General features: G+C 71.0%; 22 protein-coding genes and 1 riboswitch. Of the genes, 16 read left to right on the top strand and 6 right to left on the bottom strand.

Annotation, left to right across the window (positions count from 1 at the left end):
• Positions 1–80: 80 nt before the first annotated feature.
• Positions 81–878 carry a hypothetical protein gene (locus WDV06_RS09285; RefSeq protein WP_395509164.1) on the bottom strand — a complete coding sequence of 266 codons (798 nt, stop codon included), beginning with the start codon at positions 876–878 and terminating at the stop codon, positions 81–83.
• 70 nt (positions 879–948) lie between these two features.
• On the opposite strand from WDV06_RS09285, the gene WDV06_RS09290 reads away from it, so the two are divergent.
• The 3 genes from WDV06_RS09290 to WDV06_RS09300 all read left to right on the top strand — a co-directional run bounded on the left by WDV06_RS09290 (position 949) and on the right by WDV06_RS09300 (position 5,803).
• Positions 949–1,770, top strand: a complete 822-nt coding sequence (locus WDV06_RS09290) for an adenosylcobinamide-GDP ribazoletransferase (protein ID WP_395509165.1) — start codon at positions 949–951, stop codon at positions 1,768–1,770.
• A gap of 33 nt (positions 1,771–1,803) precedes the next feature.
• Positions 1,804–2,523: a response regulator gene (locus tag WDV06_RS09295; protein WP_395509166.1), complete on the top strand. Its 720-nt coding sequence runs from the start codon at positions 1,804–1,806 to the stop codon at positions 2,521–2,523.
• A 157-nt stretch (positions 2,524–2,680) separates the two neighbouring features.
• A complete protein-coding gene (locus tag WDV06_RS09300; RefSeq protein ID WP_395509167.1) occupies positions 2,681–5,803 on the top strand; it encodes an efflux RND transporter permease subunit in 3,123 nt (1,040 codons plus the stop codon).
• Positions 5,804–5,865: 62 nt separating this feature from the next.
• Here the strand turns inward: WDV06_RS09300 and nadA are convergent, their stop codons facing one another.
• Positions 5,866–7,053: a quinolinate synthase NadA gene (nadA, locus tag WDV06_RS09305; RefSeq protein ID WP_395509168.1), complete on the bottom strand. Its 1,188-nt coding sequence runs from the start codon at positions 7,051–7,053 to the stop codon at positions 5,866–5,868.
• A 335-nt stretch (positions 7,054–7,388) separates the two neighbouring features.
• On the opposite strand from nadA, the gene WDV06_RS09310 reads away from it, so the two are divergent.
• The gene (locus WDV06_RS09310; protein WP_030029080.1) at positions 7,389–7,745 is read left to right on the top strand and encodes a HesB/IscA family protein; all 357 of its coding nucleotides are present in this window, start codon (positions 7,389–7,391) and stop codon (positions 7,743–7,745) included.
• A 76-nt stretch (positions 7,746–7,821) separates the two neighbouring features.
• Here WDV06_RS09310 and WDV06_RS09315 read toward each other — a convergent pair whose 3' ends face one another.
• Positions 7,822–9,282 (bottom strand): hypothetical protein, encoded by a 1,461-nt coding sequence (locus WDV06_RS09315; RefSeq protein ID WP_395509169.1) that lies wholly within the window; start codon positions 9,280–9,282, stop codon positions 7,822–7,824.
• 85 nt (positions 9,283–9,367) lie between these two features.
• Positions 9,368–9,583, bottom strand: coding sequence for a hypothetical protein (locus tag WDV06_RS09320; RefSeq protein WP_395509170.1), 216 nt, complete (start codon positions 9,581–9,583; stop codon positions 9,368–9,370).
• Between the two features lie 204 nt (positions 9,584–9,787).
• On the opposite strand from WDV06_RS09320, the gene WDV06_RS09325 reads away from it, so the two are divergent.
• The gene (locus tag WDV06_RS09325) at positions 9,788–10,144 is read left to right on the top strand and encodes a hypothetical protein (protein ID WP_395509171.1); all 357 of its coding nucleotides are present in this window, start codon (positions 9,788–9,790) and stop codon (positions 10,142–10,144) included.
• Between the two features lie 186 nt (positions 10,145–10,330).
• Complete coding sequence (locus tag WDV06_RS09330; RefSeq protein ID WP_395509172.1) at positions 10,331–11,308, top strand: carbohydrate kinase family protein; 978 nt, start codon at positions 10,331–10,333, stop codon at positions 11,306–11,308.
• Positions 11,309–11,539: 231 nt separating this feature from the next.
• Here the strand turns inward: WDV06_RS09330 and WDV06_RS09335 are convergent, their stop codons facing one another.
• The gene (locus tag WDV06_RS09335; protein WP_395509173.1) at positions 11,540–12,925 is read right to left on the bottom strand and encodes a cysteine desulfurase/sulfurtransferase TusA family protein; all 1,386 of its coding nucleotides are present in this window, start codon (positions 12,923–12,925) and stop codon (positions 11,540–11,542) included.
• 349 nt (positions 12,926–13,274) lie between these two features.
• Here WDV06_RS09335 and ctaC point away from each other — a divergent pair, with 349 nt between their 5' ends.
• The 4 genes from ctaC (at position 13,275) to WDV06_RS09355 (ending at position 17,741) form a co-directional block, all read left to right on the top strand.
• Positions 13,275–14,246: an aa3-type cytochrome oxidase subunit II gene (gene ctaC / locus WDV06_RS09340; protein WP_395509174.1), complete on the top strand. Its 972-nt coding sequence runs from the start codon at positions 13,275–13,277 to the stop codon at positions 14,244–14,246.
• The gene (gene ctaD / locus WDV06_RS09345) at positions 14,243–15,970 is read left to right on the top strand and encodes an aa3-type cytochrome oxidase subunit I (RefSeq protein ID WP_042813652.1); all 1,728 of its coding nucleotides are present in this window, start codon (positions 14,243–14,245) and stop codon (positions 15,968–15,970) included. The genes ctaC and ctaD overlap by 4 nt, the downstream gene beginning before the upstream one ends.
• On the top strand, positions 15,967–16,365 hold the full coding sequence (locus tag WDV06_RS09350; RefSeq protein ID WP_042813651.1) for a cytochrome c oxidase subunit 4: 399 nt from the start codon (positions 15,967–15,969) through the stop codon (positions 16,363–16,365). Before ctaD ends, WDV06_RS09350 begins: the two co-directional genes overlap by 4 nt.
• Positions 16,366–16,490: 125 nt before the next feature.
• Positions 16,491–17,741 carry a L,D-transpeptidase gene (locus tag WDV06_RS09355; RefSeq protein ID WP_395509175.1) on the top strand — a complete coding sequence of 417 codons (1,251 nt, stop codon included), beginning with the start codon at positions 16,491–16,493 and terminating at the stop codon, positions 17,739–17,741.
• Between the two features lie 73 nt (positions 17,742–17,814).
• On the opposite strand, the gene WDV06_RS09360 is transcribed toward WDV06_RS09355, so the two are convergent.
• Positions 17,815–18,219, bottom strand: a complete 405-nt coding sequence (locus WDV06_RS09360; RefSeq protein ID WP_395509176.1) for a hypothetical protein — start codon at positions 18,217–18,219, stop codon at positions 17,815–17,817.
• Positions 18,220–18,419: 200 nt separating this feature from the next.
• Between WDV06_RS09360 and ctaE the strand changes: the two genes are divergently transcribed.
• The 6 genes from ctaE (at position 18,420) to WDV06_RS09390 (ending at position 25,673) form a co-directional block, all read left to right on the top strand.
• A complete protein-coding gene (gene ctaE, locus WDV06_RS09365) occupies positions 18,420–19,040 on the top strand; it encodes an aa3-type cytochrome oxidase subunit III (RefSeq protein WP_385523670.1) in 621 nt (206 codons plus the stop codon).
• A gap of 77 nt (positions 19,041–19,117) precedes the next feature.
• Positions 19,118–19,927 (top strand): cytochrome bc1 complex diheme cytochrome c subunit, encoded by an 810-nt coding sequence (gene qcrC / locus WDV06_RS09370; protein ID WP_344153790.1) that lies wholly within the window; start codon positions 19,118–19,120, stop codon positions 19,925–19,927.
• Positions 19,924–20,982, top strand: coding sequence for a cytochrome bc1 complex Rieske iron-sulfur subunit (gene qcrA / locus WDV06_RS09375; RefSeq protein WP_395509177.1), 1,059 nt, complete (start codon positions 19,924–19,926; stop codon positions 20,980–20,982). Before qcrC ends, qcrA begins: the two co-directional genes overlap by 4 nt.
• On the top strand, positions 20,979–22,604 hold the full coding sequence (qcrB, locus tag WDV06_RS09380) for a cytochrome bc1 complex cytochrome b subunit (RefSeq protein ID WP_395509178.1): 1,626 nt from the start codon (positions 20,979–20,981) through the stop codon (positions 22,602–22,604). The genes qcrA and qcrB overlap by 4 nt, the downstream gene beginning before the upstream one ends.
• Before the next feature lie 178 nt (positions 22,605–22,782).
• A complete protein-coding gene (gene trpD, locus WDV06_RS09385; protein ID WP_395509179.1) occupies positions 22,783–23,847 on the top strand; it encodes an anthranilate phosphoribosyltransferase in 1,065 nt (354 codons plus the stop codon).
• A 79-nt stretch (positions 23,848–23,926) separates the two neighbouring features.
• Positions 23,927–24,043, top strand: a riboswitch (SAM riboswitch).
• A gap of 232 nt (positions 24,044–24,275) precedes the next feature.
• Positions 24,276–25,673: an aminotransferase class V-fold PLP-dependent enzyme gene (locus WDV06_RS09390; RefSeq protein ID WP_395509180.1), complete on the top strand. Its 1,398-nt coding sequence runs from the start codon at positions 24,276–24,278 to the stop codon at positions 25,671–25,673.

The raw sequence follows: 25,673 nt of genomic DNA on the forward strand, positions 1-25,673 counted from the left end.
CCCCCCCCCCCCCCCCCCCCCCCCCCCCCCCCCCCCCCCCCCCCCCCCCCCCCCCCCCCCCCCCCCCCCCCCCTTCCGTGTCATCCGCAGCCGTGCCCGGGACCGCCCCCGCCGCCGCTCCTCTCCCGCGCCCGCTCGCGCTCCGGGTCGGACAGTCCGCTGATGAAGTTCTCGAACCTGCGGCGCGGCCGGGCCCAGCGCCGGTCGTGGTGGAAGGCGCGGAGCCCCGCCTTGGCGCGGGCGCGCGGCCTGTGCGCGTAGAACCGCTTCGCGTACGGGGACCCGGGCCGGGCCAGCCGGACCGCCCCGATCAGGGCGACGAACGGGATGACCGTCCCGAAGATCGCCGTACGGGGCTTGCCCTTCCACAGGGCGATCAGCGCGAGGAAGAAGTTGGTGGCGGTGTTCATGACGACGATTCCGCGGCTGTGCCGCTCCCCGGGGGACAGCTCGTTGACCCCGAACGGCAGGAAGCCGCCCAGCACCAGGGCGACCACGGCGGCCGTCAGGACGACGACCTCGACGCTCTTGCGGCCCTGCTCGCTCCAGTAGACGTCGTCCAGGTGCAGGATCAGCGCGAACTCGTCCAGCACCAGTCCCGCGCCCAGCCCGAAGAGCACGGCCGACAGGCCCGCGCCGAAGCTGTGCCCGCCGCTGCCCACCGCCCCGAACCCGCCGATGATCACCAGCACGACGCCGGGGACCACGTGGTGGACGTGCAGGCCGCCCGGGGTGATGTTCTTGAAGGGGCCCCGGCCCGCCCTGATCAGCCGTGTGATCACGCGGGTGATCAGGAACGACAGGACGAACGACAACAGGGCGAGCAGCAAGGGGAGCTTGCCCGGCTCGACGATGTTGCGCTCCCACCAGTGACCCACGACACCCGCTCCCGATATGACACCTAATGAGCAATTTACCGCTCACCGTAAGCGGGTAGCGTTCGCGCCGATGACAGATTCGACCGATGATCGACCGCCGCTCCCGCCCGCGGAGCGCGCCACGCTGGCCGACGGGATCCGCTTCGCCTTCGGCACGCTGACCGTCCTGCCCGCGCGCATCACCCGCTGGGACCGGCCGGCGGCCCGCACCGGCATGGCCTGCGCCCCGCTCGCCGGTCTCGTCGTCGGACTCCTCGCCACCGTACCCGGCGTCCTCCTGCTGCGGCTCGGCGGCGGCCCCCTGCTCGCCGCGGCCGTCAGCGCCGCCGTCCCGGCCGTCCTGACCCGCGGGCTCCACCTCGACGGGCTGGCCGACACCGCCGACGGGCTCGGCAGCGCCAAGCCCGCCGAGGACGCCCTGCGGATCATGAAGCAGTCCGACATCGGCCCCTTCGGCGTCATCACCCTCCTCTTCGTCCTCCTCGTCCAGGTCGCCGCCCTCGCGAACGCCTACGCCGACTCCTGGGTCCGGGGGGCGCTCGCCGCCGTGACCGCCGCCGTCACCGCCCGCCTCGCGATGACCCTGGCCGCCCGCCGGGGCGTCCCCGCAGCCCGGCCCGGCGGCCTCGGCGCGGCCGTCGCCGGCGTGGTCCCGCCCGGCGCGGCCGCCGCGGTGGCCGCTCTCGTCCTGGCCGCCGCCGCCCTCGCCGCACTCCCCGCCGGGCCGGCCGCCGCCGCCCGGCACGCGGCGGCCGTCCTCGCCGGCCTGCTCGCCGCCGAACTCCTGCTGCGCCGCTGCGTACGCCGCTTCGACGGGGTCACCGGCGACGTGTTCGGCGCGGTCTGCGAGACGGCCGCCACGTCCGCCCTGGTCGTCCTCGCCCTCGGCTGATCCCGCGCCCCACCGCCCGCGTACCCTCGGGGCGTGGACGAGAACCCGACCCGGGAGCGGGGCCCAGGCCCCATCAAGGTGCTCCTCGCCGACGATCAGGCACTGCTGCGCAGCGCGTTCAGGGTGCTCGTCGACTCCGAGCCCGGCATGCGCGTCGTCGGCGAGGCGTCGGACGGGGCCCAGGCCTACGCCCTGGCCCGCGAGGCCGGAGCGGACGTCGTCCTCATGGACATCCGCATGCCCGGCACCGACGGCCTCGCCGCCACGCGCATGATCAGCCAGGACCCGGAGTGCGCCGGCGTCCGCGTCGTCATGCTGACCACCTTCGAGGTCGACGAGTACGTGGTCCAGGCCCTGCGGGCCGGAGCCTCCGGCTTCCTCGGCAAGGGCGCCGAGCCCGACGAGCTCCTCAACGCCATCCGCGTCGCGGCCGCCGGGGAGGCCCTGCTCTCCCCGGCCGCCACCAAGGGGCTGATCGCCAGCTTCCTCGCCCAGGGCGGCCGCGCCGACGCCCCCCTCGCCGGCTCGGCGCACGCCGAACGGCTGGCCGCGCTGACCGGACGGGAGCGCGAGGTCCTGGTCCAGGTGGCCGCCGGGCTGTCCAACGACGGCATCGCCTCCCGGCTGGAGGTCAGCCCGCTGACCGTGAAGACCCACGTGAACCGGGCCATGGCCAAGCTCGGCGCCCGGGACCGGGCGCAATTGGTGGTCATCGCGTACGAATCGGGCCTGGTCCGCCCGCGCGCCGACTGACCCCGGCCGACGGCCGGGCACACCGCAGTAGGGCGGCGTACTGCGGGCGCGGTATGCGGCGGATAAGGACGGGACCTGGGGCCGACGCAGCGGCGGTGCGGCGCGGGTGAGGCTGGGAGGACCCTCGCCCACGTCACAGCAGAGAGATCCCACGCCCATGTCCTGGCTGTCCCGCTTCAGCCTGGCCCAGAGAGCCCTGGTCGGCCTCGTGTCGATCATCGCGCTGCTCTTCGGCGCCATCGCCATCCCGCAGCTCAAGCAGCAGCTGCTGCCGTCCATCGAACTGCCGATGGTCTCCGTGCTCGCGCCCTACCAGGGCGCCTCGCCCGACGTGGTCGAGAAGCAGGTCATCGAGCCCATCGAGAACACCCTCAAGGGCGTCGACGGCATCACCGGCATCACCTCCACCGCCAGCGAGGGCAACGCGCTCATCCGCGCCACCTTCGACTACGGCGACGAGGGCACCAAGCAGCTCGTCGCCGACGTCCAGCAGGCCGTCAACCGGGCCCGCGTCCGGCTGCCCGCCGAGGTGGACCCGCAGGTGGTGGCCGGCTCCACCGACGACATCCCCACCGTCGTCCTCGCCGTCACCTCCGACAAGGACCAGCAGGCCCTCGCCGACCAGCTGAACCGTTCCGTCGTCCCGGTCCTGGAGGACCTCGACGGCGTCGGCCGGGTCAGCGTCGAAGGCGTCCGCGACCTCCAGGTCACCCTCACCCCCGACCCCGCGAAGCTCGCCGCCGCCGGCCTCGACGGCGCCGCCTTCGCCGAGGGCCTCAAGGCGGGCGGCGCGGCCGTCCCGGCCGGCTCCTTCGACGAGCAGGGCAAGAACCGCACCGTCCGCGTCGGCTCCGGCTACACCTCCCTCGCCCAGCTGGAGGACCTCCGGCTGACCGCGGGCCCCGGCAAGCCGGCCGTCCGCCTCGGCGACGTGGCCACCGTCAAGCAGGAGCCGGCCAAGGCCGACTCGATCACCCGCACCAACGGCAAGCCGAGCCTCGCCGTCGTCCTCACCATGGACAAGGACGGCAGCGCCGTCGCCATCTCCGACGCCGTCAAGGACAAGCTGCCCGAGCTCCGCTCCCAGCTCGGTTCCGGGGCCGAGCTGACCGTCGTCAGCGACCAGGGCCCGGCCGTGGCCCGCTCCATCTCCGGCCTCACCACCGAGGGCCTCCTCGGCCTGGCGTTCGCGGTGATCGTGATCCTGGTCTTCCTGGCCTCGATCCGCTCGACGCTGGTCACCGCGGTGTCCATCCCGCTGTCCGTGGTCCTCGCCCTGATCGTCCTGTGGACCCGCGACCTGTCGCTCAACATGCTGACCCTGGGCGCGCTCACCATCGCCATCGGCCGGGTCGTCGACGACTCGATCGTGGTCCTGGAGAACATCAAGCGCCACCTCGGCTACGGCGAGGAGCGCGAGGCCGCGATCACCGCCGCCGTGCGCGAAGTGGCCGGCGCCGTCACCTCCTCGACCCTCACCACCGTCGCCGTCTTCCTGCCGATCGGCCTGGTCGGCGGCATGATCGGCGAGCTGTTCGGCTCCTTCTCGCTCACCGTCACCGCCTCTCTGCTGGCCTCGCTGCTGGTCTCCCTGACCGTGGTCCCGGTGCTCTCGTACTGGTTCCTGCGGGCGCCCAAGGGCACCTCCGAAGACCCGGACAGGGCCCGCCGCGAGGCCGAGGAGAAGGAGGCGAAGAGCCGCCTCCAGCGCCTCTACGTCCGCGTCCTGGGCTTCGCCACCCGGCGCCGCCTGACCAGCATCGCGATCGCGGTCGTGGTCCTGGTCGCCACCTTCGGGATGACCCCGCTGCTGAAGACCAACTTCTTCGACCAGGGCGAGCAGGACGTCCTGACGGTCAAGCAGGAGCTGCCCGCGGGCACCTCGCTGGCGGCCTCCGACGAGGCGAGCCGCAAGGTCGAGCAGGCCCTGGCCTCCGTCGAGGGCGTCAAGGACTACCAGGTCACGGTCGGCTCCTCCGGCTTCCTCGCGGCCTTCGGCGGCGGGACGGGCACCAACCAGGCCTCCTACCAGGTCACCCTGGACGACGCCAAGCACTCCGAGGCCGTCAAGCAGCGCATCCAGGACGCCCTCGGCAAGCTCCAGGGCATCGGCGACACCTCCCTCTCGGCGGGCGGCGGCTTCGGCAGCCAGAACCTCAGCGTGGTCGTCAAGGCCGGTGACGGTGCCGTCCTCGCCAAGGCCGCCGAGCAGGTACGCGCCGAGGTGGCCACCCTCAAGGACGTCACCGACGTCCAGAGCGACCTCGCCCAGTCCGTGCCCCGGATCTCGGTCACCGCCACCCCGAAGACAGCCGAGGCGGGCCTCAACCAGGCCGCGCTCGGCGCGATCGTCGCCCAGGCCCTCCGCGGAAACCCGGTCGGCAAGGCCGTACTGGACGACACCGAGCGGGACGTCGTCATCCGCTCCGCCCACCCGGCCACCACGCTGGCCGAACTCCAGGCGCTCCCCGTCGGGCCCGCCAAGCTGGGTGACATCGCCGAGGTCAAGGAGGTTCCCGGCCCGGTCGCGATGACCCGGATCGACGGCGCCCGCGCCGCCACCATCACCGCCAAGCCGGTCGGTGACAACACGGGGGCCGTCAGCGCCGCCCTCCAGACCAGGCTCAAGGCCCTGCACCTGCCCGAAGGGGCCACGGCCTCCATCGGCGGCGTCTCCCAGGACCAGGACGAGGCCTTCGGCTCGCTGGGCCTGGCCATGCTCGCGGCCGTCGCGATCGTCTTCATGCTGCTGGTCGCGACCTTCCGCTCCCTGGTACAGCCGCTGATCCTGCTGGTCTCCATCCCCTTCGCCGCCACCGGCGCCCTCGGCCTGCTCATCGTCACCGGCACCCCCATGGGCGTCCCGGCGATGATCGGCATGCTGATGCTCATCGGCATCGTCGTCACCAACGCCATCGTCCTGATCGACCTGGTCAACCAGTACCGGGCGCAGGGCCTGGGCGTGGTCGAGGCGGTCGTCGAGGGCGGCCGCCACCGTCTGCGGCCCATCCTGATGACGGCCCTGGCGACGATCTTCGCGCTGCTGCCGATGGCGCTGGGCGTCACCGGCGAGGGCGGCTTCATCTCGCAGCCGCTCGCCGTGGTCGTGATCGGCGGCCTGGTCAGCTCCACCCTGCTGACGCTGCTGCTCGTCCCGACCCTCTACACGGCGATCGAGCTGCGCAAGGAGCGCCGCCGGGCCAAGCGGGCGACCAGGCGCCAGGCCGCGCTGACGGTGGTCCCGGCCCCGTCGGACGAGGCGGCCCCGGCCAAGGTCTGACCCCGTGAACGCCGAAGGGGCGCCCCCCACCGGGGGCGCCCCTTCGTGCGTGTCCGTGCCGCCTACGGGAGCGCGAGCATCCGCTCCAGCGCGAGCTTGGCGAAGCTCTCCGTCTCCTTGTCGACCTGGATCTGGTTGACGAGGTTGCCCTCGGCGAGGGACTCCAGGGTCCACACCAGGTGGGGGAGGTCGATGCGGTTCATCGTCGAGCAGAAGCAGACCGTCTTGTCGAGGAAGACGACTTCCTTGTCCTCGGCGGCGAATCGGTTCGCCAGCCGCTTGACGAGGTTCAGCTCGGTGCCGATGGCCCACTTGGAGCCGGCCGGGGCCGCCTCCAGCGCCTTGATGATGTACTCCGTCGAGCCGACGTAGTCCGCGGCCGCGACGACCTCGTGCTTGCACTCGGGGTGCACCAGCACGTTGACGCCCGGGATCCGCTCGCGCACGTCGTTGACCGAGTCCAGGCTGAAGCGGCCGTGGACCGAGCAGTGGCCGCGCCACAGGATCATCTTGGCCGCGCGGAGCTGTTCGGCGGTCAGCCCGCCGTTCGGCTTGTGCGGGTTGTAGACCACGCAGTCGTCCAGGGACATGCCCATGTCGCGGACGGCGGTGTTGCGGCCCAGGTGCTGGTCCGGGAGGAAGAGGACCTTCTCGCCCTGCTCGAACGCCCATTCCAGGGCCTTCTTCGCGTTGGACGAGGTACAGATCGTGCCGCCGTGCTTGCCGGTGAAGGCCTTGATGTCGGCGGAGGAGTTCATGTACGAGACGGGCACGGTGCTGCCGGCGATCCCGGCCTCGGTCAGCACGTCCCAGCACTCGGCCACCTGCTCGGCGGTGGCCATGTCGGCCATCGAGCAGCCGGCCGCGAGGTCGGGCAGGACGACCTTCTGGTCGTCGGAGGTCAGGATGTCCGCGGACTCGGCCATGAAGTGCACGCCGCAGAAGACGATGTACTCGGCCTCCGGCTTGGCGGCCGCGTCGCGGGCCAGCTTGAAGGAGTCGCCGGTGACGTCGGCGAACTCGATGACCTCGTCCCGCTGGTAGTGGTGCCCGAGGATGAAGACCTTGTCCCCGAGCTTCTCCTTGGCCGCACGGGCGCGGGCCACCAGGTCCGGGTCCGAGGGCGAGGGCAGGTCGCCGGGGCACTCCACGCCGCGCTCGCTCTTGGGGTCGGACTCGCGGCCGAGCAGCAGCAGGGCGAGGGGCGTCGGCTGGACGTCCAAGGGCTGGGCGGTGGTCACGACACGCACCCTTTCTGTTCTGCGACTAGGTGCCTTCCGAAGAGGGCTTCCGAAGGCGTCACTTCGACTTCTCGTCTATATGACGCTATCTATCATAACCGCTTCACGTCACTTTGACGATGGCGATAATGTCGATGTGACGCATTCGCCCACTCCGGACCGGCACACTCCAGTGGCCCTCCGCGAGGGGTCCACCGCTCCCCACGGGTGTGCGAGCATGAATATCTGAAACAAGGCGCCGGACCCGGAATGAAACCGCGGTCCCGCTGGTTGCCACCGACGGCAAGAGTCCGACGTTTCCCCAGCCACCGGCGGGGAGCCGCCCACTTCGGGAGTGAATGCAGATGTCCGTACAGGACGACAAGACCACTGTGAGCGACGGCATCCTCCTGTCCGACGCCGCCGCCGAGAAGGTCCGTACCCTGCTGGAGCAGGAAGGCCGCGATGACCTGGCGCTGCGCGTCGCCGTCCAGCCCGGCGGCTGCTCCGGCCTGCGCTACCAGCTCTTCTTCGACGAGCGCTCCCTCGACGGCGACGTCGTCAAGGACTTCGACGGCGTCAAGGTCGTCACCGACCGCATGAGCGCCCCGTACCTGGGCGGCGCCTCCATCGACTTCGTCGACACCATCGAGAAGCAGGGCTTCACGATCGACAACCCGAACGCCACCGGCTCCTGCGCCTGCGGCGACTCCTTCAGCTAGAACCGGCTGAACGCGCACGACGAGGGCCCGGGCCCCGGTCGATCCGACCGGCGCCCGGGCCCTCGCCCGTCCCGCCCTACCGGCGGGGAAGGGCCTTGCCGGTCGTCGCGTCGACCACCTTGCGCTCGCCCAGCGGCTGCTTCAGCTGCGCCGTGACGGACATCTCCTTCGCCAGCATGACGCAGGCCTGGCCGGGCTTGTTCGGGGTTTCCGTGATCTTCACCAGCACCGAACCGGCCTCCTCCCGCGCCTCCAGGGCGTAGGAGCTGCACACCCCGCCCCAGAAGTCGACCGTCAGCGTCCGGTCGGCCTGCGCGTACGAGAACCCCGGCACGGTGCGGTCCTGCGGGGGCACCGGCGCCGTGGTGCCGCCGTCCTCCCTGGCCGCGGGCTGGACCACCGTGCGGCCCGGCTTGCCGTCCGTACCCGCCACCTCGAACAGCCAGGCCGGTACGAGGCCCCGCCCGCCGTCGACCGTCCCCGCGACCAGCCCGAACACGGCCCCCTTCACGCTCTCGGTCCGCGGCGGCTTCATCGGGCGCGGCTCCGGGTTGCAGGGCAGGGTGTCCGTGGCCCCCGTCGCCGTGTCCGGGGTCAGCGGCACCGAGGTCGCGCAGCCGCTGGGGCCCGGACCGGTGCCGCCGCCCCCCTTGCTCGCGGCGTTGAGCCGGTCCAGGGCCTCGGCCGCGCCGACCACGGGCTGCTCCGCCCCGCGGACCGGCGCCTTCAGCTCCCCGCTGCCCGCCACCGGACGGCCGTCCGCCCCGACGCTGATCCGGCTCGACCAGCCCTGCGTGGGCAGCCCGCCCACCACCGGATCGGCGACCACCACCCGGACCGAGCCCGTCACCAGCCGGGCGTCCACCTTCGCGTCGCCCTGCCCGGCCGCCGCCAGCACCGGCGCCGCGGCGTCCTTGGCGGCCTGCTCGGAGACCGGAGTGCCGGAGCCCGTGTCCTGCGGCGCGGCCGGCTTCGCCGCACCCGGTCCCTCCGGGAGGGTGGCGGGGCCGCAGGTGTCCTTGCCGCGCACGCAGTCGTCGCCCGCGCCGCCGCCCTGGTAGCGGGAGAAGCTCCAAGTGCCCGGGGCCTTGCGGGTGACGCTCAGCCGGGGCCCGGAGCCGTCGCCGGTCTCCCCGGCCAGCCACTGCTCGCCGCTGAGCCGGGGCGCGCCGGAGATCCCGAGGGCCTGCGCGAGCCGGGCCACCTCCTCCGCGGTGACCTCCCCGGACGCGGCGAAGGAGGGCGCGGACGCCGGGGCCTGGGGGAGCGGCCCGTCCGCCCGGTAGGTGACCCCGCCGCCGTGCGGGTCCGGCTCCCCGGGGGCGATGCCCGGCCCCGAGGGGGACCCCGCGTCGCGCGGGGCGACCGCGGCGGTGTCCGCCGTACGGCCGCGGCCGCCCGGGGCGTCGCCGTACGCCGTCGACGCCCAGTAGGCCGTACCGCCGCCGGCCAGCAGGACGGCGGCCGCGATGGAGCCGATGGCCCAGGCCGGCCGCCGTCGTGTGGCGCGTGATGTGTCGGGCTGTTCGCTGGTCACCGCTTGCTCCTTCGCGTGTCCCGCCGTACGTGATGCGGGTGTGACGCGCGGACCGCGCAACCGGTTCCCCCGTCCTCCTTCCCTCCTACTCCCCGTACTCCGCCGTGGCGGCGATCAGCCGGGCGGAGGCCGGCGGGACGCTGACCCCGTGGATCTGCGAGGGGGCCACCCGCACCGGCGAGGGCTCCGGCGGGACCGCCCAGTGCGGGGCCATACGGGCGCAGTCGCCCAGCAGCCGTGCGAAGCCGGGGCGGGCGCCCCCGGCGTACTCGGTGTAACCGAAACCATCGGTAGAGGTCATGGAGGCACGGTAGGCACGCCGGGTCGAGCGAAGGAAGTCCTACTACGGGGTAGTTCCGGCCGGTCGGTCAGGGGGCGGGGGCCGAACGGGTGGCGGCCCGGGACGCGCAGGGGCGTGCGGCCCGGCGGATCGATTCTCCACCGCACGCCCCTCCTAGGGTTGGGCCCGCACCACCCTTGATCATCCAGGGAACGGATCCCTCCCATGAAACTGCGCACCACCCTGGGCGGCTGCCTCGGCGCCCTCACCCTCGTCCTGTCGACGACCGGCTCGGCCCAGGCCGCCGAGGGCTACTTCCACTACAAGTACGTCGACGGCTACGGCCAGGAGCAGGTCGTCACGCTGCACGACCCGCTGAGCGACCACTGCATCAACCTCTACGCCGTCGGCGACGACGACGAGCTGCCGGGCTACGGCCCCCACAACCAGACCGACACCGCGGTGACCGTCTACCTCGGCGCGAACTGCAAGGGCGCCAGCTGGCGGCTGAAGGCCAACGGCAATCCGGCCAAGGACACGTTGGAGGTCCGCTCCGTCCGCTTCGGAGACCCGGCCAAGTAGGCCCGGCGCACGCGGCCGCCCCGGTCCCGTCCCGTCCCGCGAGGACCAAGGGACGGGACCGCTCCGGGGACGCGGGGGAGACAACCGGCCAGGCCGGTGCGCGGGGATCCGGCCGATGGTGACCGCCGAGGCGGGGAACGGTAACTTTGACTGTCACCCGCCGTCATCAGCAGGAGCATCCACGCCGTGCGCATCGCAGTCACCGGCTCCATCGCCACCGACCACCTCATGACCTTCCCGGGCCGCTTCGCCGACCAGTTCGTCGCCGACCAGCTCCACACGGTCTCCCTCTCCTTCCTCGTCGACAACCTCGACGTGCGGCGGGGCGGCGTCGGCCCGAACATCTGCTTCGGCATGGGCCAGCTCGGCAGCCGTCCGATCCTGGTCGGCGCGGCCGGCTCGGACTTCGACGAGTACCGCGCCTGGCTGGACCGGCACGGCGTGGACACGGCCTCCGTGCGGATCTCCGAGGTGCTGCACACCGCGCGCTTCGTCTGCACCACGGACGCCGACCACAACCAGATCGGCTCCTTCTACACGGGCGCGATGAGCGAGGCCCGGCAGATCGAGCTGAAGGCCGTCGCCGACCGGGTGGGCGGGCTGGACCTCGTCCTCATCGGCGCCGACGACCCCGAGGCGATGCTCCGCCACACGGAGGAGTGCCGCACCCGGGGGATCCCCTTCGCGGCGGACTTCTCGCAGCAGATCGCCCGCATGGACGGCGACAACATCCGCACCCTGATGGAGGGCGCGACGTACCTCTTCTCGAACGAGTACGAGAAGGGCCTCATCGAGACGAAGTCCGGCTGGACGGACGAGGAGATCCTCGCCAAGGTCGGCACCCGGGTCACCACGCTCGGCTCGAAGGGCGTGCGGATCGAGCGGGCCGGGGAGGAGCCGATCCTGGTCGGCTGCCCGGAGGAGACGGCGAAGGTCGACCCGACCGGTGTCGGCGACGCGTTCCGGGCCGGGTTCCTGACGGGGCTGGGCTGGGGCGTCGGGCTGGAGCGGGCCGCGCAGCTGGGCTGCATGCTGGCCACGCTCGTCATCGAGACCCTGGGCACCCAGGAGTACACCCTGGCCCGCGCGCACTTCATGGAGCGCTTCACGAAGGCGTACGGCGACGAGGCCGCCGCGGAGGTCCGCGCCCACCTGGAGGCGTAACCGCCGGCTGGAGGCGGGGGGCCGCTGCGCGGGGCGGACCCCCCGGCTACCGCTGGGCGGTGCCCCCAAACGCCGGCGGGGCTGATTCCGGCCCCGCCGGCGTTCGAGGCGCGGGGTCTGGGGCGGAGCCCCGGAGAACGGGTGAAGGGCGGGGCGGGGAGACGGCTCCGCGCAGCGGCCCCCCGGCCGGCCCGGCGGTGGCGCCCCGGCCGGCCCGACGGCGGGCCCGGGTCAGACCGCCCGGCGGACCCGGTAGGCCGCGCCGATGGGGCGCGGGGTCTCGTCGAGGTAGACGTGCCCCCGCATCGCGCACCACGCGGGAATGTCCAGCCGTGCGACCTCGTCGTCCGACAGGACCGTCACCGTCCCGCCGACCGGGACCGTCCCGATCGCCCGGGCCAGCTCGATCACCGGCTGCGGGCAGCGCAGCCCGAGGGCGTCGACCTCCACCGACTCCGCCACCGGCGTGGCGGCGGAGGCCGAGGGGTCCGGGACGCCCAGCTCCGCCCGCACCCCGGCCACCGCCCGCGGCAGCACGTCCAGGAAGCCGTTGACCTCCTCCGCCGTCGTCCCCCGCGGCAGCGACACCCGTACGTTCCCCTCCGACAGCACCCCCATCGCCCGCAGCACGTGACTCGGGGTCAGCGTGGAGCTGGTGCACGAGGAGCCCGAGGAGACCGACCAGCCCGCGCGGTCCAGCTCGTGCAGCAGGGTCTCGCCGTCGACGTACAGGCAGGAGAACGTCACCAGGTGCGGCAGACGCCGGTCCGCGTGGCCGACCACCTCCACGTCCGGCACCAGCCGGGCCACCCGCCGCCGGATCCGGTCCACCAGCACCCGCAGCCGGGCCGCCTCCGCGTCCGCCTCCGCCCGCACCGCCCGCAGCGAGGCCGCCGCCGCCACCACGGCCGGCAGGTTGCCGAAGCCGGGGGAGCGGCCCGACTCCCGTTCGTCGGCGGGGCCTTGGGGGGCGAAGCGGACCCCCTTGCGGACGGCCAGCAGCCCGACCCCGGGCGGGCCGCCCCACTTGTGGGCGCTGGCCGTCAGCACCGACCAGCCGCCCTCCACCGGACCCCACCCCAGCGACTGCGCCGCGTCCACCAGCAGCGGCACCCCCGCCGCCGCGCAGACCTCGGCCACCTCGGCCACCGGCTGGACCGTGCCCACCTCGTGATTGGCCGACTGGAGGCACGCCAGAGCCGTGGTGGAGGTCAGGGAAGCGGCGTACCCGGCGGGAGAGGCCGCGCCGAAGCGGTCCACCGCCACCTCCGTCACCGTGCCCCCGCCCGCCGCGTGGGCCTGCGCCGCGTGCAGGACGGAGCTGTGTTCGACCGCCGACACCACCAGATGGCCGCCCACCCGCCGGCGCCCGGCGAGGGCCCCCGCGACGCCCGCGTGAACCGCGTGCGTCCCCGAAGGAGTGAACACGAGCTCGTCGGGGCGACATCCGACCGCCTCGGCCGCGGCCTCCCGTGCCGCGTCCAGCAGCAGCCGGGCCCGCCGCCCCTCCCGGTACAGCCGGGCCGGGTCCGCCCAGCCCTCGTCCAGTGCGGCCAGCAGCGCCTGCCGGGCCACGGGATGCAGCGGGGCGGCGGACGCGGTGTCGAAGTACGGCATCCGGCCACCGTAAGGCAGGGGCGGGGGGAGGCGGGGTGTTGAGGGGCGCCCGTCCGGCCGGGCGGCCCCGGGGATGGCGATCGGCCCTGGTCGCGCGGGGGTTCAAGGGCCGTCAGATGCCGTCCGGAGCCCGCCGTTCAGGGCCGGACGGCCTGTCCCCCGTACGGCGGATCCATCCCTTCGGGGGCAGTAGCGGCGCGTTGGGCACCCTCCCCGCGCGGCCTCAAATAGCGTCCAGTAGGGTTTGGTCCGCATAAACATCCAAACCCCTGCCTGCGTCAGGGCCGGCGACCGACCCGAACACGGCCGCGGCCGGCCGCGCGGGCCGAGACTCTCGGGAAGGCGCTACGTGAGTCCCTACGGCTCCGACCGCTCGCCGCGGCGCCCGATGCGGCGGAAGCTGCTGCAGGCGCTGACTGCGGGCGTGGTCCTGGCGACCGCCACTGGTTGCTCGTACACCTGGAAAGACTTCCCCCGCCTCGGAATGCCCAGCCCGGTCACGGAGGAGGCGCCTCGCATCCTCTCCCTGTGGCAGGGATCCTGGGCGGCCGCTCTCATCACGGGCATCCTGGTGTGGGGCCTGATCCTGTGGAGCGTCATCTTCCACCGGCGTAGCCGGACGAAGATCGAGGTCCCCGCGCAGACCCGGTACAACATGCCCATCGAGGCGCTGTACACCGTGGTCCCGCTCATCATCGTCTCGGTGCTGTTCTACTTCACCGCGCGTGATGAGTCGAAGCTGCTCACCCTCTCCAAGCCGGCGCACACGATCAACGTGATCGGCTTCCAGTGGAGCTGGGGCTTCAACTACGTCGAGAACGTCGACGGCGACGCCGCGACCCCGAAGGCGGGTGTGGTTCCGAAGGAGCTCGCCTCCCTCCCGGACCGCTTCACCAAGGACTTCCCCGCGGGCGCCGAGGGCGTCTACGAGAAGGGCGTCCCCGGCGACCGGAACGCGGACACGAACAACCCGGGGCCGACCCTCTACCTGCCCAAGGGCGAGAAGGTCCGCTTCATCCTGTCGTCGAACGACGTCATCCACTCCTTCTGGGTGGTGCCCTTCCTGTTCAAGCAGGACGTCATCCCCGGTCACACCAATGTCTTCGAGGTCACCCCGAACCAGGAAGGCACCTTCATGGGCAAGTGTGCCGAGCTCTGCGGTGTCGACCACTCCCGCATGCTGTTCAACGTGAAGGTCGTCTCCCCGGCGGAGTACAAGGCGCACCTGAAGCAGCTCGCGGAGAAGGGGCAGACCGGCTTCCTGCCGGCCGGCATCAAGCAGACTGACCCCGCCCGGAATGCGGAAGTGAACAAACTGTGAGCATCCTCAACGAATCCCAGGGTGCCGCCGCCGACTCGTATGAAAACGAGCTGCCGGTGCGGCGCAAGCAGCCGGGCAACGTGGTCGTGAAGTGGCTCACCACCACCGACCACAAGACCATCGGCACGATGTACCTGGTCACGTCGTTCGTGTTCTTCCTGATCGGCGGCATCCTGGCGCTCTTCATGCGCGCCGAGCTGGCCCGTCCGGGCACGCAGATCATGTCGAACGAGCAGTTCAACCAGGCGTTCACCATGCATGGCACGATCATGCTGCTGATGTTCGCGACCCCGCTGTTCGCCGGTTTCGCCAACTGGATCATGCCGCTGCAGATCGGCGCGCCCGACGTGGCGTTCCCGCGGCTGAACATGTTCGCGTACTGGCTGTACCTCTTCGGCTCGACCATCGCGGTCGCCGGCTTCGTCACCCCCTCGGGTGCGGCCGACTTCGGCTGGTTCGCCTACTCCCCGCTGTCGGACGCCGTCCGCTCGCCGGGCATCGGCGCCGACATGTGGATCATGGGTCTGGCCTTCTCCGGCTTCGGTACGATCCTCGGCTCGGTCAACTTCATCACCACGATCATCTGCATGCGCGCTCCGGGCATGACGATGTTCCGCATGCCGATCTTCACCTGGAACGTGCTGCTGACCGGTGTCCTGGTCCTGCTCGCCTTCCCGGTCCTGGCCGCCGCGCTCTTCGCGCTGGAGGCCGACCGCAAGTTCGGCGCGCACGTCTTCGACGCGGCCAATGGCGGCGCCTTGCTGTGGCAACACCTCTTCTGGTTCTTCGGCCACCCAGAGGTGTACATCATCGCGCTGCCGTTCTTCGGCATCGTCTCCGAGATCATCCCGGTCTTCTCCCGCAAGCCGATGTTCGGCTACATCGGTCTGATCGCCGCGACGATCGCGATCGCCGGCCTCTCGGTGACCGTGTGGGCCCACCACATGTACGTCACCGGTGGTGTGCTGCTGCCGTTCTTCTCGTTCATGACCTTCCTGATCGCGGTCCCGACCGGTGTGAAGTTCTTCAACTGGATCGGCACCATGTGGAAGGGCTCGCTGTCCTTCGAGACCCCGATGCTCTGGACGATCGGCTTCCTGGTCACCTTCACCTTCGGTGGTCTGACCGGCGTCATCCTGGCCTCGCCCCCGATGGACTTCCACGTCTCCGACTCGTACTTCGTCGTCGCGCACTTCCACTACGTCGTCTTCGGCACCGTGGTGTTCGCGATGTTCGCCGGCTTCCACTTCTGGTGGCCGAAGTTCACGGGCAAGATGCTGGACGAGCGCCTCGGCAAGATCACCTTCTGGACGCTGTTCATCGGCTTCCACGGCACCTTCCTGGTGCAGCACTGGCTGGGCGCCGAGGGCATGCCGCGTCGTTACGCGGACTACCTGGCCGCCGACGGCTTCACCACGCTGAACACGATCTCGACGATCAGCTCCTTCGTCCTCGGCCTCTCCTTCCTGCCGTTCATGTACAACGTCTGGAAGACCGCCAAGTACGGCAAGAAGATCGAGGTCGACGACCCGTGGGGCTACGGCCGTTCGCTGGAGTGGGCGACCTCCTGCCCGCCGCCGCGGCACAACTTCCTCACCCTGCCGCGCATCCGCAGTGAATCGCCGGCGTTCGACCTGCACCACCCGGAGATCGCGGCCCTCGACCACCTTGAGGACCACGCCCCGGCGAAGGCCGTCACCGGTGGCAAGGAGGCCGGCAAGTGAAGATCCAGGGCAAGATGTTCCTCTGGCTCTCCGTCTTCATCCTGATCATGACCGTCGTCTACGGCGTCTGGTCGAAGGAGCCGGTCGGAACCACCGCTCTCGCGCTGGCCTTCGGCCTGAGCGCCATGATCGGCTACTACCTGGCCTTCACGGCCCGGCGCGTGGACGAGATGGCCCAGGACAACCTGGAGGCCGACGTCGCCGACGAGGCGGGCGAGCTGGGGTTCTTCTCCCCGCACAGCTGGCAGCCGCTCTCGCTGGGCATCGGTGGCGCGCTCGCGTTCATGGGCGTCATCTTCGGCTGGTGGCTCATGTACTTCTCGGCCCCGATCATCCTGATCGGCCTGTGGGGCTGGGTGTACGAGTACTACCGCGGTGAGAACCAGAACCAGTAGGCCGTAGCGGTACCAGCCGCACGAGCGGTACAGAGGGGCCCGGACACCTTTTCGGAGGAGTCCGGGCCCCTCGTTTGCAGTCACCCCGCGCGACGTAATAGTCATATGTTCATAGCGTTGAGCGTATGAAGCACTCACCGCGTCTTTGGACGGTACTCAGCTGCTCCCTGCTGGTCGCGTCCCTCGGTGCCGGCGCCACCGCATGCGGGGGGTCCGCAGACAACCCGCTGTCAGCCCGCCCGTACGACGCGGGCGAGCAGGTGACCTTCAACCAGCCGCCCGCGGGCGGCCGGGCCGCCGACCCCGACAAGCCGCTCGAAGTCACCGCCAAGGGCACGGAGTCCCGTATCACCGACGTGATGGCCGTGGACACCCACGGCCGCCGCCTGGCGGGCGAGCTCTCCGCCAAGGGCGACCGCTGGCACAGCACCTCGCCGATGGCCGCGGGCGTCCACTACACGGTCACCGTGAGCACGGAGGACCAGCACGGGGCCCCAGGGCAGCGCACACTCGCCTTCGACACCACCCCGGCGAAGAAGGTCCTCAAGGTCGAATTCGGCCCGGACGAGGGCAAATACGGGGTCGGCCAGCCCATCACGGCCGAACTCAGCGAACCCGTCAAGGACAAGGCGGCCCGCGCCCTCGTCGAACGGGGACTGGTCATCGACACCCCGGAGCCGGTCGAGGGCGCCTGGCACTGGGTCGACGACAAGAACCTGCACTTCCGCCCCAAGGAGTACTGGCCCGCCCACTCCTGGGTCTCCGTACGGAGCAACCTGGAGGGCGTCAAGATCGAGGACGACCTCCACGGCACCGCCTCCAAGCCCCTCAAGCTGGAGATCGGCGACCGGGTGGAGGTCACCACCGACGCCGCCGCGCACACCCTCACGTTCGAGCGCAACGGCGAAGTGATCAACACCATTCCGGTGACCACCGGGAAGCCCGGCTTCTCCACCCGCAACGGGGTCAAGGTGGTGCTGGGCAAGCAGTACTTCGTCCAGATGCGCGGGGACACCGTCGGCATCGGCGGCAGCGAGTACTACAACCTCCCCGTCTACTACGCCACCCGCGTCACCTGGAGCGGCGAGTACGTCCACGCCGCGCCCTGGTCGGTCGGCTCCCAGGGCTACGAGAACGTCAGCCACGGCTGCACCGGCATGAGCACGGGCAACGCCGCCTGGTTCTACGAGAACATCACCGAGGGCGACATCGTCCGGGTGATCAACAGTATCGGCGACGACATGGAGCCCTTCGGCAACGGCTACGGCGACTGGAACCTGGACTGGAAGGAATGGCGCGACGGCAGCTACCTCCTCAAGGGCACCCAGGAGGGCCGCAGCCCCGTCGACCAGGCCCGCCTGCGCCCCACCGTCTGACCCGCACGCCCCGCGAAGCACGCGAGGGCCCGCGGACGGCCGCAGAGCCGTCCACGGGCCCTCGCCCGCGTCCTCAGGCGGCGTTGGGCGCCAGCCGGGCGCGCAGGAGGCCCGCCAGGGCCTCGGGGAACTCCACCGGGTCCACCGGAAGGGTGACGGCCGCGTCCGCACGGCTCCAGGTGGCCAGCCAGGCGTCCTGGGGGCGCCCCATCAGCAGCAGCACCGGGGGACAGCGGAAGATCTCGTCCTTGATCTGCCGGCACACGCCCATGCCCCCGGCCGGGACCGCCTCGCCGTCCAGCACGCACGCGTCGATGCCGCCGGCGTCCAGTTCCTTGAGGACGGCTGGAAGCGTGGCACATTCCAGGAACTCCACCGGCGGCAGGTCGGCGGCAGGCCTGCGCCCGGCCGCCAGCCGCACCTGCTCCCGGGTGCCCGCGTCGTCGCTGTAGACCAGAACCCGCGCAGTCGCCCGCATTTCGTTCCTCCACGTGTCCGTGAATCACGCTGATGATGCGCGGGATGCTACTCCGTCCGACCCCGTGTCAACATCGGTTCCGCCAGCCTGGCGGGAGAGTCCGCGCGGGGGTGATCTGATGGGCCGTTCGGGCCTTGCACACCCCCCTGACACTCCGAACGGCACCCCCCGGGGTGAGGGCGGGATAAGCGACCGACATAATGTCGGTCGTGGCGACAGCAACGACAGTAGATACCGGGCACGCGCACCCGACGGTCAACCGGCCGAACCTCGTCAGCGTCGGAACCATCATCTGGTTGAGTTCCGAGCTGATGTTCTTCGCGGCCCTCTTCGCGATGTACTTCACCCTGCGATCCGTGATGGGTGCCGAGCACTGGGCGGAACAGGCCTCGGCCTTGAACCTGCCCTTCTCGGCGACGAACACCACGATCCTGGTGCTCTCCTCGCTCACCTGCCAGCTCGGCGTGTTCGCCGCCGAGCGCGGTGACGTGAAGAAGCTCCGGACGTGGTTCATCATCACGTTCGTCATGGGTGCGATCTTCATTGGCGGCCAGGTGTTCGAGTACACCGACCTGGTCAAGGAGGAAGGCCTGAGCCTCTCGTCCGACCCGTACGGCACGGTGTTCTACCTGACCACCGGCTTCCACGGTCTGCACGTGACGGGCGGCCTCATCGCCTTCCTGCTGGTCCTCGGCCGGACGTACGCGGCCAAGAGGTTCACCCACGAACAGGCCACGTCGGCCATCGTCGTGTCCTACTACTGGCACTTCGTCGATGTCGTCTGGATCGGCCTCTTCGCGACGATCTACCTGATCAAGTAGCGAACCCGTCGCCGGGCCCGTTCCCGGCGCACCATCCAGAAACACCGACGCAGAAGATCCTGACACCGGGGTAATCCGTGAAAAAGCTTTCCGCACGACGACGCCATCCGCTGGCGGCGGTCGTCGTTCTACTCTTCGCGCTGGCGGTCACGGGGGGGCTGTACGCCGCCTTCGCGCCCGCGGGCAAGGCGCAGGCCGATGAAACCGCCCAGTCCCTCGCCATCGAGGAGGGCAAGAAGCTCTACGCCGTCGGCTGCGCAAGCTGCCACGGAACCGGCGGTCAGGGTTCCTCTGACGGCCCGAGCCTGGTCGGCGTCGGCTCCGCGGCCGTCGACTTCCAGGTGAGCACGGGCCGCATGCCCGCCCAGCAGCCCGGCGCCCAGGTGCCGAAGAAGCGGAACATCTATTCGCAGGCCCAGATCGACCAGCTCGCGGCGTACATCGCCTCCCTCGGCGCCGGTCCGATCACGCCGACCGAGAAGCAGTACGACCCGGCCGGTGCCGACATCGCCGCCGGTGGCGAACTGTTCCGCAACAACTGCGCGCAGTGCCACAACTTCACCGGCGAGGGCGGCGCGCTGACGAACGGCAAGTACGCCCCGAACCTTGAGGGCGTCGAGCCGAAGCACATCTACGAGGCCATGCTCACCGGCCCGCAGAACATGCCCTCCTTCCCCGACAGCACGATGCCGGAGAAGCAGAAGAAGGACATCATCGCGTACCTCCAGAACGTGAACGGCGAGAAGTCGGTCAGCCCTGGCGGCCTGAAGCTCGGTGGCCTCGGCCCCGTCTCCGAGGGTCTGTTCGGCTGGATCTTCGGTCTGGGTGCGCTGATCGCTGTCGCCGTCTGGGTCGCGGCCCACACCGCTAAGGCCAAGAAGTCATGAGTAGCCAAGACATTCCCGAAGACAAGCACCTGCCGAGTGAGCAGGGCGACGCGCACCACGGTGCCGTAGCGGTCGCGGACGACCCGTTCGCCGACCCGGGCCTCCCGGTCCACAAGCCGCGCATCCAGGACATCGACGAGCGGGCCGCCAAGCGGTCCGAGCGCACGGTCGCGATGCTGTTCACGCTGTCGATGCTGGCCACCGTCGGCTTCATCGCCTCGTACGTGTCCATCCCGGTCGACAAGATCATTTACGTCTTCCCGATCGGCAAGGTCAGCGCGCTCAACTTCGCCCTGGGCCTGACCCTGGGCGTGGCCCTCTTCTGCATCGGCGCGGGCGCGGTCCACTGGGCCCGCACCCTGATGTCCGACGTCGAGGTCGCCGACGACCGCCACGAGATCGCGGCGCCGGCGGACGTCAAGGCCAAGGTCATGCAGGACTTCGCCGACGGTGCGAACGAGTCCGGCATCGCCCGCCGCCCGCTGATCCGCAACACCCTGCTCGGTGCGCTGGCCCTGGTGCCGCTCTCCGGCGTGATGCTGCTGCGCGACCTGGGCCCGCTGCCCGAGAAGAAGCTGCGCAAGACCGTCTGGGCCAAGGGCAAGCTGATCATCAACCAGAACACCATGGAGCCGCTGCGCCCCGAGGACGTCCTGGTCGGCTCGCTCACCTTCGCCATGCCCGAGGGCCTGGAGGAGGACCAGCACGACTTCCAGGTCCAGATCGCCAAGGCCGCCCTGATGCTCGTCCGGATCAAGCCGGAGGACATCAAGGACAAGCAGGAGCTGGAGTGGTCCCACGAGGGCATCGTGGCCTACTCGAAGATCTGCACCCACGTCGGCTGCCCGATCAGCCTGTACGAGCAGCAGACGCACCACGTGCTCTGCCCGTGCCACCAGTCCACCTTCGACCTCTCCGACGGCGCCCGTGTCATCTTCGGCCCGGCCGGTCACGCGCTTCCGCAGCTGCGGATCGGCGTGAATGACGAAGGCTTCCTCGAAGCGCTCGGCGACTTCGAAGAGCCCGTCGGTCCTGCATTCTGGGAGCGCGGATGAGCACTGCCACCACCACCGAGCGCAAAGCGCCGCGCGGTGAGCGCGTAGCCGACTGGGCGGACGGCCGCCTGGGCATCTACAGCCTCGCCAAGGCCAACATGCGCAAGATCTTCCCGGACCACTGGTCCTTCATGCTGGGTGAGATCTGCCTCTACAGCTTCATCATCATCATCCTCACGGGTGTGTACCTGACGCTGTTCTTCCACCCGAGCATGAACGAGGTCGTGTACCACGGCTCGTACGTGCCGATGCAGGGCGTCCAGATGTCCGAGGCCTTCGCCTCGACGCTGGACATCAGCTTCGACGTCCGCGGCGGTCTGCTCATCCGGCAGATCCACCACTGGTCGGCGCTGATCTTCGTCGCCGCGATGGTCGTGCACATGATGCGCGTCTTCTTCACCGGCGCGTTCCGCAAGCCGCGCGAGGTCAACTGGATCTTCGGCTTCCTGCTGCTGGTCCTCGGCATGTTCACCGGCTTCACCGGTTACTCCCTGCCGGACGACCTGCTCTCGGGCACCGGTGTCCGCTTCATGGAGGGCGCGATCCTGTCCGTGCCGATCGTCGGCACGTACCTGTCGTTCTTCCTCTTCGGCGGCGAGTTCCCCGGCGGCGACTTCGTCGCGCGCTTCTACTCGATCCACATCCTGCTGCTGCCCGGCATCATGATGGGCCTGCTGGTGGCCCACCTGATCCTGGTCTTCTACCACAAGCACACCCAGTTCGCGGGTCCCGGCAAGACGAACAACAACGTCGTCGGCATGCCGCTGCTGCCGGTCTACATGGCCAAGGCCGGAGGCTTCTTCTTCCTGGTCTTCGGTGTCATCGCGGCCATCGCGGCCCTCGCCTCGATCAACCCGATCTGGGCGCTCGGCCCGTACCGCCCGGACCACGTGTCCACCGGTGCGCAGCCCGACTGGTACATGGGTATGCCGGAAGGCCTGATCCGTGCCATGCCCGGCTGGGAGATCAACCTGTGGGGCCACACGCTCGTCCTGGGCGTGTTCATCCCGCTGCTGCTCTTCCCGCTGGTCCTCGGCGCGATCGCCGTCTGGCCGTTCATCGAGTCCTGGGTCACCGGCGACAAGCGCGAGCACCACATCCTGGACCGCCCGCGCAACGTCCCGACCCGTACGGCCTTCGGTGTCGCCTGGATCGCGGAGTACATCGTGCTCCTCATCGGCGGTGGCAACGACATGTTCGCCCAGTACTTCCACCTGTCGATCAACTCGATCACCTGGTTCGTCCGGATCGGCTTCTTCGTCGTCCCGGTCCTGGCCTTCATCGCCACCAAGCGGATCTGCCTCGGCCTCCAGCGCCGGGACCACGACAAGGTGCTGCACGGTCGCGAGACCGGCATCATCAAGCGTCTGCCGCACGGTGAGTTCATCGAGGTCCACGAGCCGCTCCCGCAGGGCAAGCTGCACACGCTCACCTCGCACGAGCAGTACAAGCCGATCGAGCTCGGCCCGACGGTCGACGAGAACGGTGTCGAGCGCAAGGTGACGCGCGGCGAGAAGCTGCGCGCCAAGCTCAGCAAGGGCCTCTACGCGGAGGGCAACCAGATCCCGAAGCCCACCGTCGAGGAGTACAAGGAGATCCAGTCGGGCCACGGCCACCACTGATCTCCGGCAGGACCGCTTGAGGGATCGATCCAGGTCGATCCTGCTGTCGCCACGGCATGAGCCCCCGTCCAGTGTCTGGACGGGGGCTCATTGCCGTCTCCGGGGCTGGATAGGCTGAGATCCTTCCCATCCGACGTGGGCCCCGCACCGGTGGGCCGACGAGCAGCAGGAGCTGACCATGAACGTTGCGACCCCGGCAGGCGGCGACAGCGTGGCGGCCCGCGGCTGGCCGGGCATCCTGGAGGCCCTCCTCAGCGGCCGTGACCTCGCCTCCGACGACACCGCCTGGGCGATGGAGCGGATCATGCGCGGCGAGGCCACCGACGCGCAGATCGCGGGCTTCGCGGTGGCCCTGCGGGCCAAGGGCGAGACCGTGCAGGAGTACACCGGCCTGGTCCGCACGATGTACGCCCACGCCAACCTCATCGAGGTGCCCGGGCGGACCGTGGACATCGTCGGCACCGGCGGCGACGGCGCCAAGACCGTCAACATCTCCACCATGTCCGCCATCGTGGCCGCCGGCGCCGGGGCGAAGGTCGTCAAGCACGGCAACCGGGCCGCGTCCTCCGCCTCCGGCTCCTCCGACGTCCTGGAGAAGCTCGGCGTCAACCTGTCGCTGACCCCGCAGCGGGTGGCGGAGGTCGCCGAGGAGGCCGGCATCACCTTCTGCGCGGCGGTGGTCTTCCACCCCGCCCTGCGGTACGCGGCCTCGGCCCGCCGGGACCTCGGCGTGCGCACCGCCTTCAACGGCCTGGGCCCGCTCACCAACCCCGCCCGGGTCACGGCCCAGGCCGTGGGCGTCGCGGACGGCCGGCTCGCCCCGATCATGGCCGGGGTGCTCGCCGAACGGAACACCTCGGCCCTCGTCTTCCGCGGCGACGACGGCCTGGACGAGCTGACCACCACCGGGCCCTCCCGGGTGTGGTGGGTGCGCGAGGGGCGGGTCACCGAGCACGCCTTCGACCCGCGCGACGTCGGCATCGAGACCATCGACATCTCGGCCCTGCGCGGCGGAGACCCCTCCTACAACGCCGACGTGGCCCGCCGCCTGCTGGCGGGGGAGACCGGCCCGGTCCGCGACGCCGTCCTGCTGAACGCGGCGTCCGCCCTGGTCGCCCTGGACCCGGGCACGGGCTCGCTGGAGGAACAGCTCGCCGCGGGCATCGCCCGCGCGGCCGGGTCCATCGACTCGGGCGCCGCCCGGGCCACCCTGGAGCGGTGGGTGGCGGCCAGCAACGCGTGACCCTTCCGACGAGACCCCGGTCCCACATCGTGGACCGGGGTCCCGTGTTCGGCGGTCCGTGTGGCAGGATGCTCTCCAAGGTCACGAGTGACAGCGTTTTGGCCCCGGCTTGCTGTCCGGCAACCCTCCTTCCGTGGCGGGGTGCCCCGGGTGATGACCAGGCCGTAGGCAGCGAGGTCTACGGCAAGCGCGGATCCCTCGACACCAGGGGTCCTGGTCTTTCGAGGAGCGTTTTCCGTGAGCAAGCGAATGCGATAGGGCGTCTCCGCCCCTTCTTCACCCCTCGGAACAGGGTCCCTTCCGCGTACCCGCACCCCGTCCGAGGCACTTCCCGTACCCCCTGACGGCCGGCTCCGCGCCGCGTGCCGCCGTACCCGCGTACGGGCAACACCGAAGCCATTCCGCCCTGCCTGCCGGGAGATACCGCCATGTCCGCATCCCTGAACGCCGCCACCGCCACCGCCCGCACCGCCGCCGCCCCCGCCGAGGGCCCCGCCTGTGCCGAGCCCCTGCCCGTGCTCGGCCGGGACGTCACCGTCCCGCTCGTCACCGGCGGTGAGGTCGCCTACGCGGCCCTGGACTACGCGGCCAGCGCCCCCGCGCTCCAGCGGGTCTGGGACGACGTCGCCGCGTACGCCCCCTACTACGGCAGCGTCCACCGCGGCGCCGGGTACCTCTCGCAGCTGTCCACCGACCTCTTCGAGCAGAGCCGGGCCACCGTCGCCGCGTTCCTCGACTGCCGCCCCGCCGACCAGGTGGTCTTCACCCGCTCCACCACCGACTCCCTCAACCTGCTCGCGGCCGTGCTCCCGGCCGACTGCCAGGTGTTCGTCTTCGAGACCGAGCACCACGCCTCGCTGCTGCCCTGGGGCGACGCGCGGGTCACCTACCTCAACGCCCCGCGCACCCCGTCCGAGGCCGTCGCCACCCTGGAGCGGGCACTGGCCGACCGCGACCCCTACGGGCCGGCCCTGGTCTGCGTGACCGGCGCCTCCAACGTCACCGGTGAACTGTGGCCGGTCAAGGAGCTCGCCGCCGCCGCGCACGCGCACGGCGCGCGGATCGTGCTGGACGCCGCCCAGCTGGCGCCCCACCACCCCGTCTCGGTGCGGGAGCTGGACGTGGACTGGGTCGCCTTCTCCGGGCACAAGCTGTACGCGCCCTTCGGGTCGGGCGTGCTCGCCGGACGCGCGGACTGGCTCCAGGAGGCCGACCCGTACCTCGCCGGGGGCGGCGCCTCCCGCAAGGTGGCCCGCCGCGAGGACGGCGGCGTCGACGTCGAGTGGCACACCACCGCCGCCCGCCACGAGGCCGGCTCCCCGAACGTGATCGGCGTCTACTCCATCGCCTCCGCCTGCCGGGCCCTGGAGGAGGCCGGGTTCGACCACCTCGTCGCCCGGGAGCGGCACCTCATCGCGAAGGTCCGCGAGGGCCTGGCCGAGGTCCCGGCGGTGCGGGTGCTGTCCCTGTTCGGGGACGACGCCCCCCGCGTCGGCGTCATCTCGTTCGTGGTCGACGGCTGGAACAGCTCGCACTTCGCGGCGGCGCTGTCCGCGGAGTACGGGATCGGGGTGCGGGACGGCCTCTTCTGCGCCCACCCGCTGGTGCGGACGCTGCTGGGCAGCGAGCCGCAGGCCCAGGGCGAGTGCGGGGCGCCGGAGGCGGCGCCGGGGGAGCGGTCCCTGAACGCGATCCGCGTCAGCTTCGGGGCGGGGACCCCGGACGAGCACGTCGACCGCTTCCTGCGCGCGGTGAAGGAACTCGTCGCGGACGGCGCGAAGTGGCGGTACCGCACCGAGGACGGCCGCTGCGTCCCGGCGGTGTAG

Source organism: Streptomyces racemochromogenes, from assembly GCF_044129415.1.
In the GTDB taxonomy this organism is placed as follows: Bacteria; Actinomycetota; Actinomycetes; order Streptomycetales; family Streptomycetaceae; genus Streptomyces; species Streptomyces racemochromogenes_A.

Bases quoted from the DNA above. Each gene is read 5' to 3' on its own strand.
- WDV06_RS09320 (WP_395509170.1), bottom strand. From the start codon at position 9,583: ATGACCTCTACCGATGGTTTCGGTTACACCGAGTACGCCGGGGGCGCC.
- WDV06_RS09335 (WP_395509173.1), bottom strand. From the start codon at position 12,925: ATGCCGTACTTCGACACCGCGTCCGCCGCCCCGCTGCATCCCGTGGCC.
- qcrB (WP_395509178.1), top strand. From the start codon at position 20,979: ATGAGCACTGCCACCACCACCGAGCGCAAAGCGCCGCGCGGTGAGCGC.
- ctaE (WP_385523670.1), top strand. From the start codon at position 18,420: ATGTCGGTCGTGGCGACAGCAACGACAGTAGATACCGGGCACGCGCAC.
- WDV06_RS09290 (WP_395509165.1), top strand. From the start codon at position 949: ATGACAGATTCGACCGATGATCGACCGCCGCTCCCGCCCGCGGAGCGC.
- WDV06_RS09310 (WP_030029080.1), top strand. From the start codon at position 7,389: ATGTCCGTACAGGACGACAAGACCACTGTGAGCGACGGCATCCTCCTG.
- WDV06_RS09355 (WP_395509175.1), top strand. From the start codon at position 16,491: ATGAAGCACTCACCGCGTCTTTGGACGGTACTCAGCTGCTCCCTGCTG.
- trpD (WP_395509179.1), top strand. From the start codon at position 22,783: ATGAACGTTGCGACCCCGGCAGGCGGCGACAGCGTGGCGGCCCGCGGC.
- WDV06_RS09325 (WP_395509171.1), top strand. From the start codon at position 9,788: ATGAAACTGCGCACCACCCTGGGCGGCTGCCTCGGCGCCCTCACCCTC.
- qcrA (WP_395509177.1), top strand. From the start codon at position 19,924: ATGAGTAGCCAAGACATTCCCGAAGACAAGCACCTGCCGAGTGAGCAG.
- WDV06_RS09360 (WP_395509176.1), bottom strand. From the start codon at position 18,219: ATGCGGGCGACTGCGCGGGTTCTGGTCTACAGCGACGACGCGGGCACC.
- WDV06_RS09390 (WP_395509180.1), top strand. From the start codon at position 24,276: ATGTCCGCATCCCTGAACGCCGCCACCGCCACCGCCCGCACCGCCGCC.
- WDV06_RS09300 (WP_395509167.1), top strand. From the start codon at position 2,681: ATGTCCTGGCTGTCCCGCTTCAGCCTGGCCCAGAGAGCCCTGGTCGGC.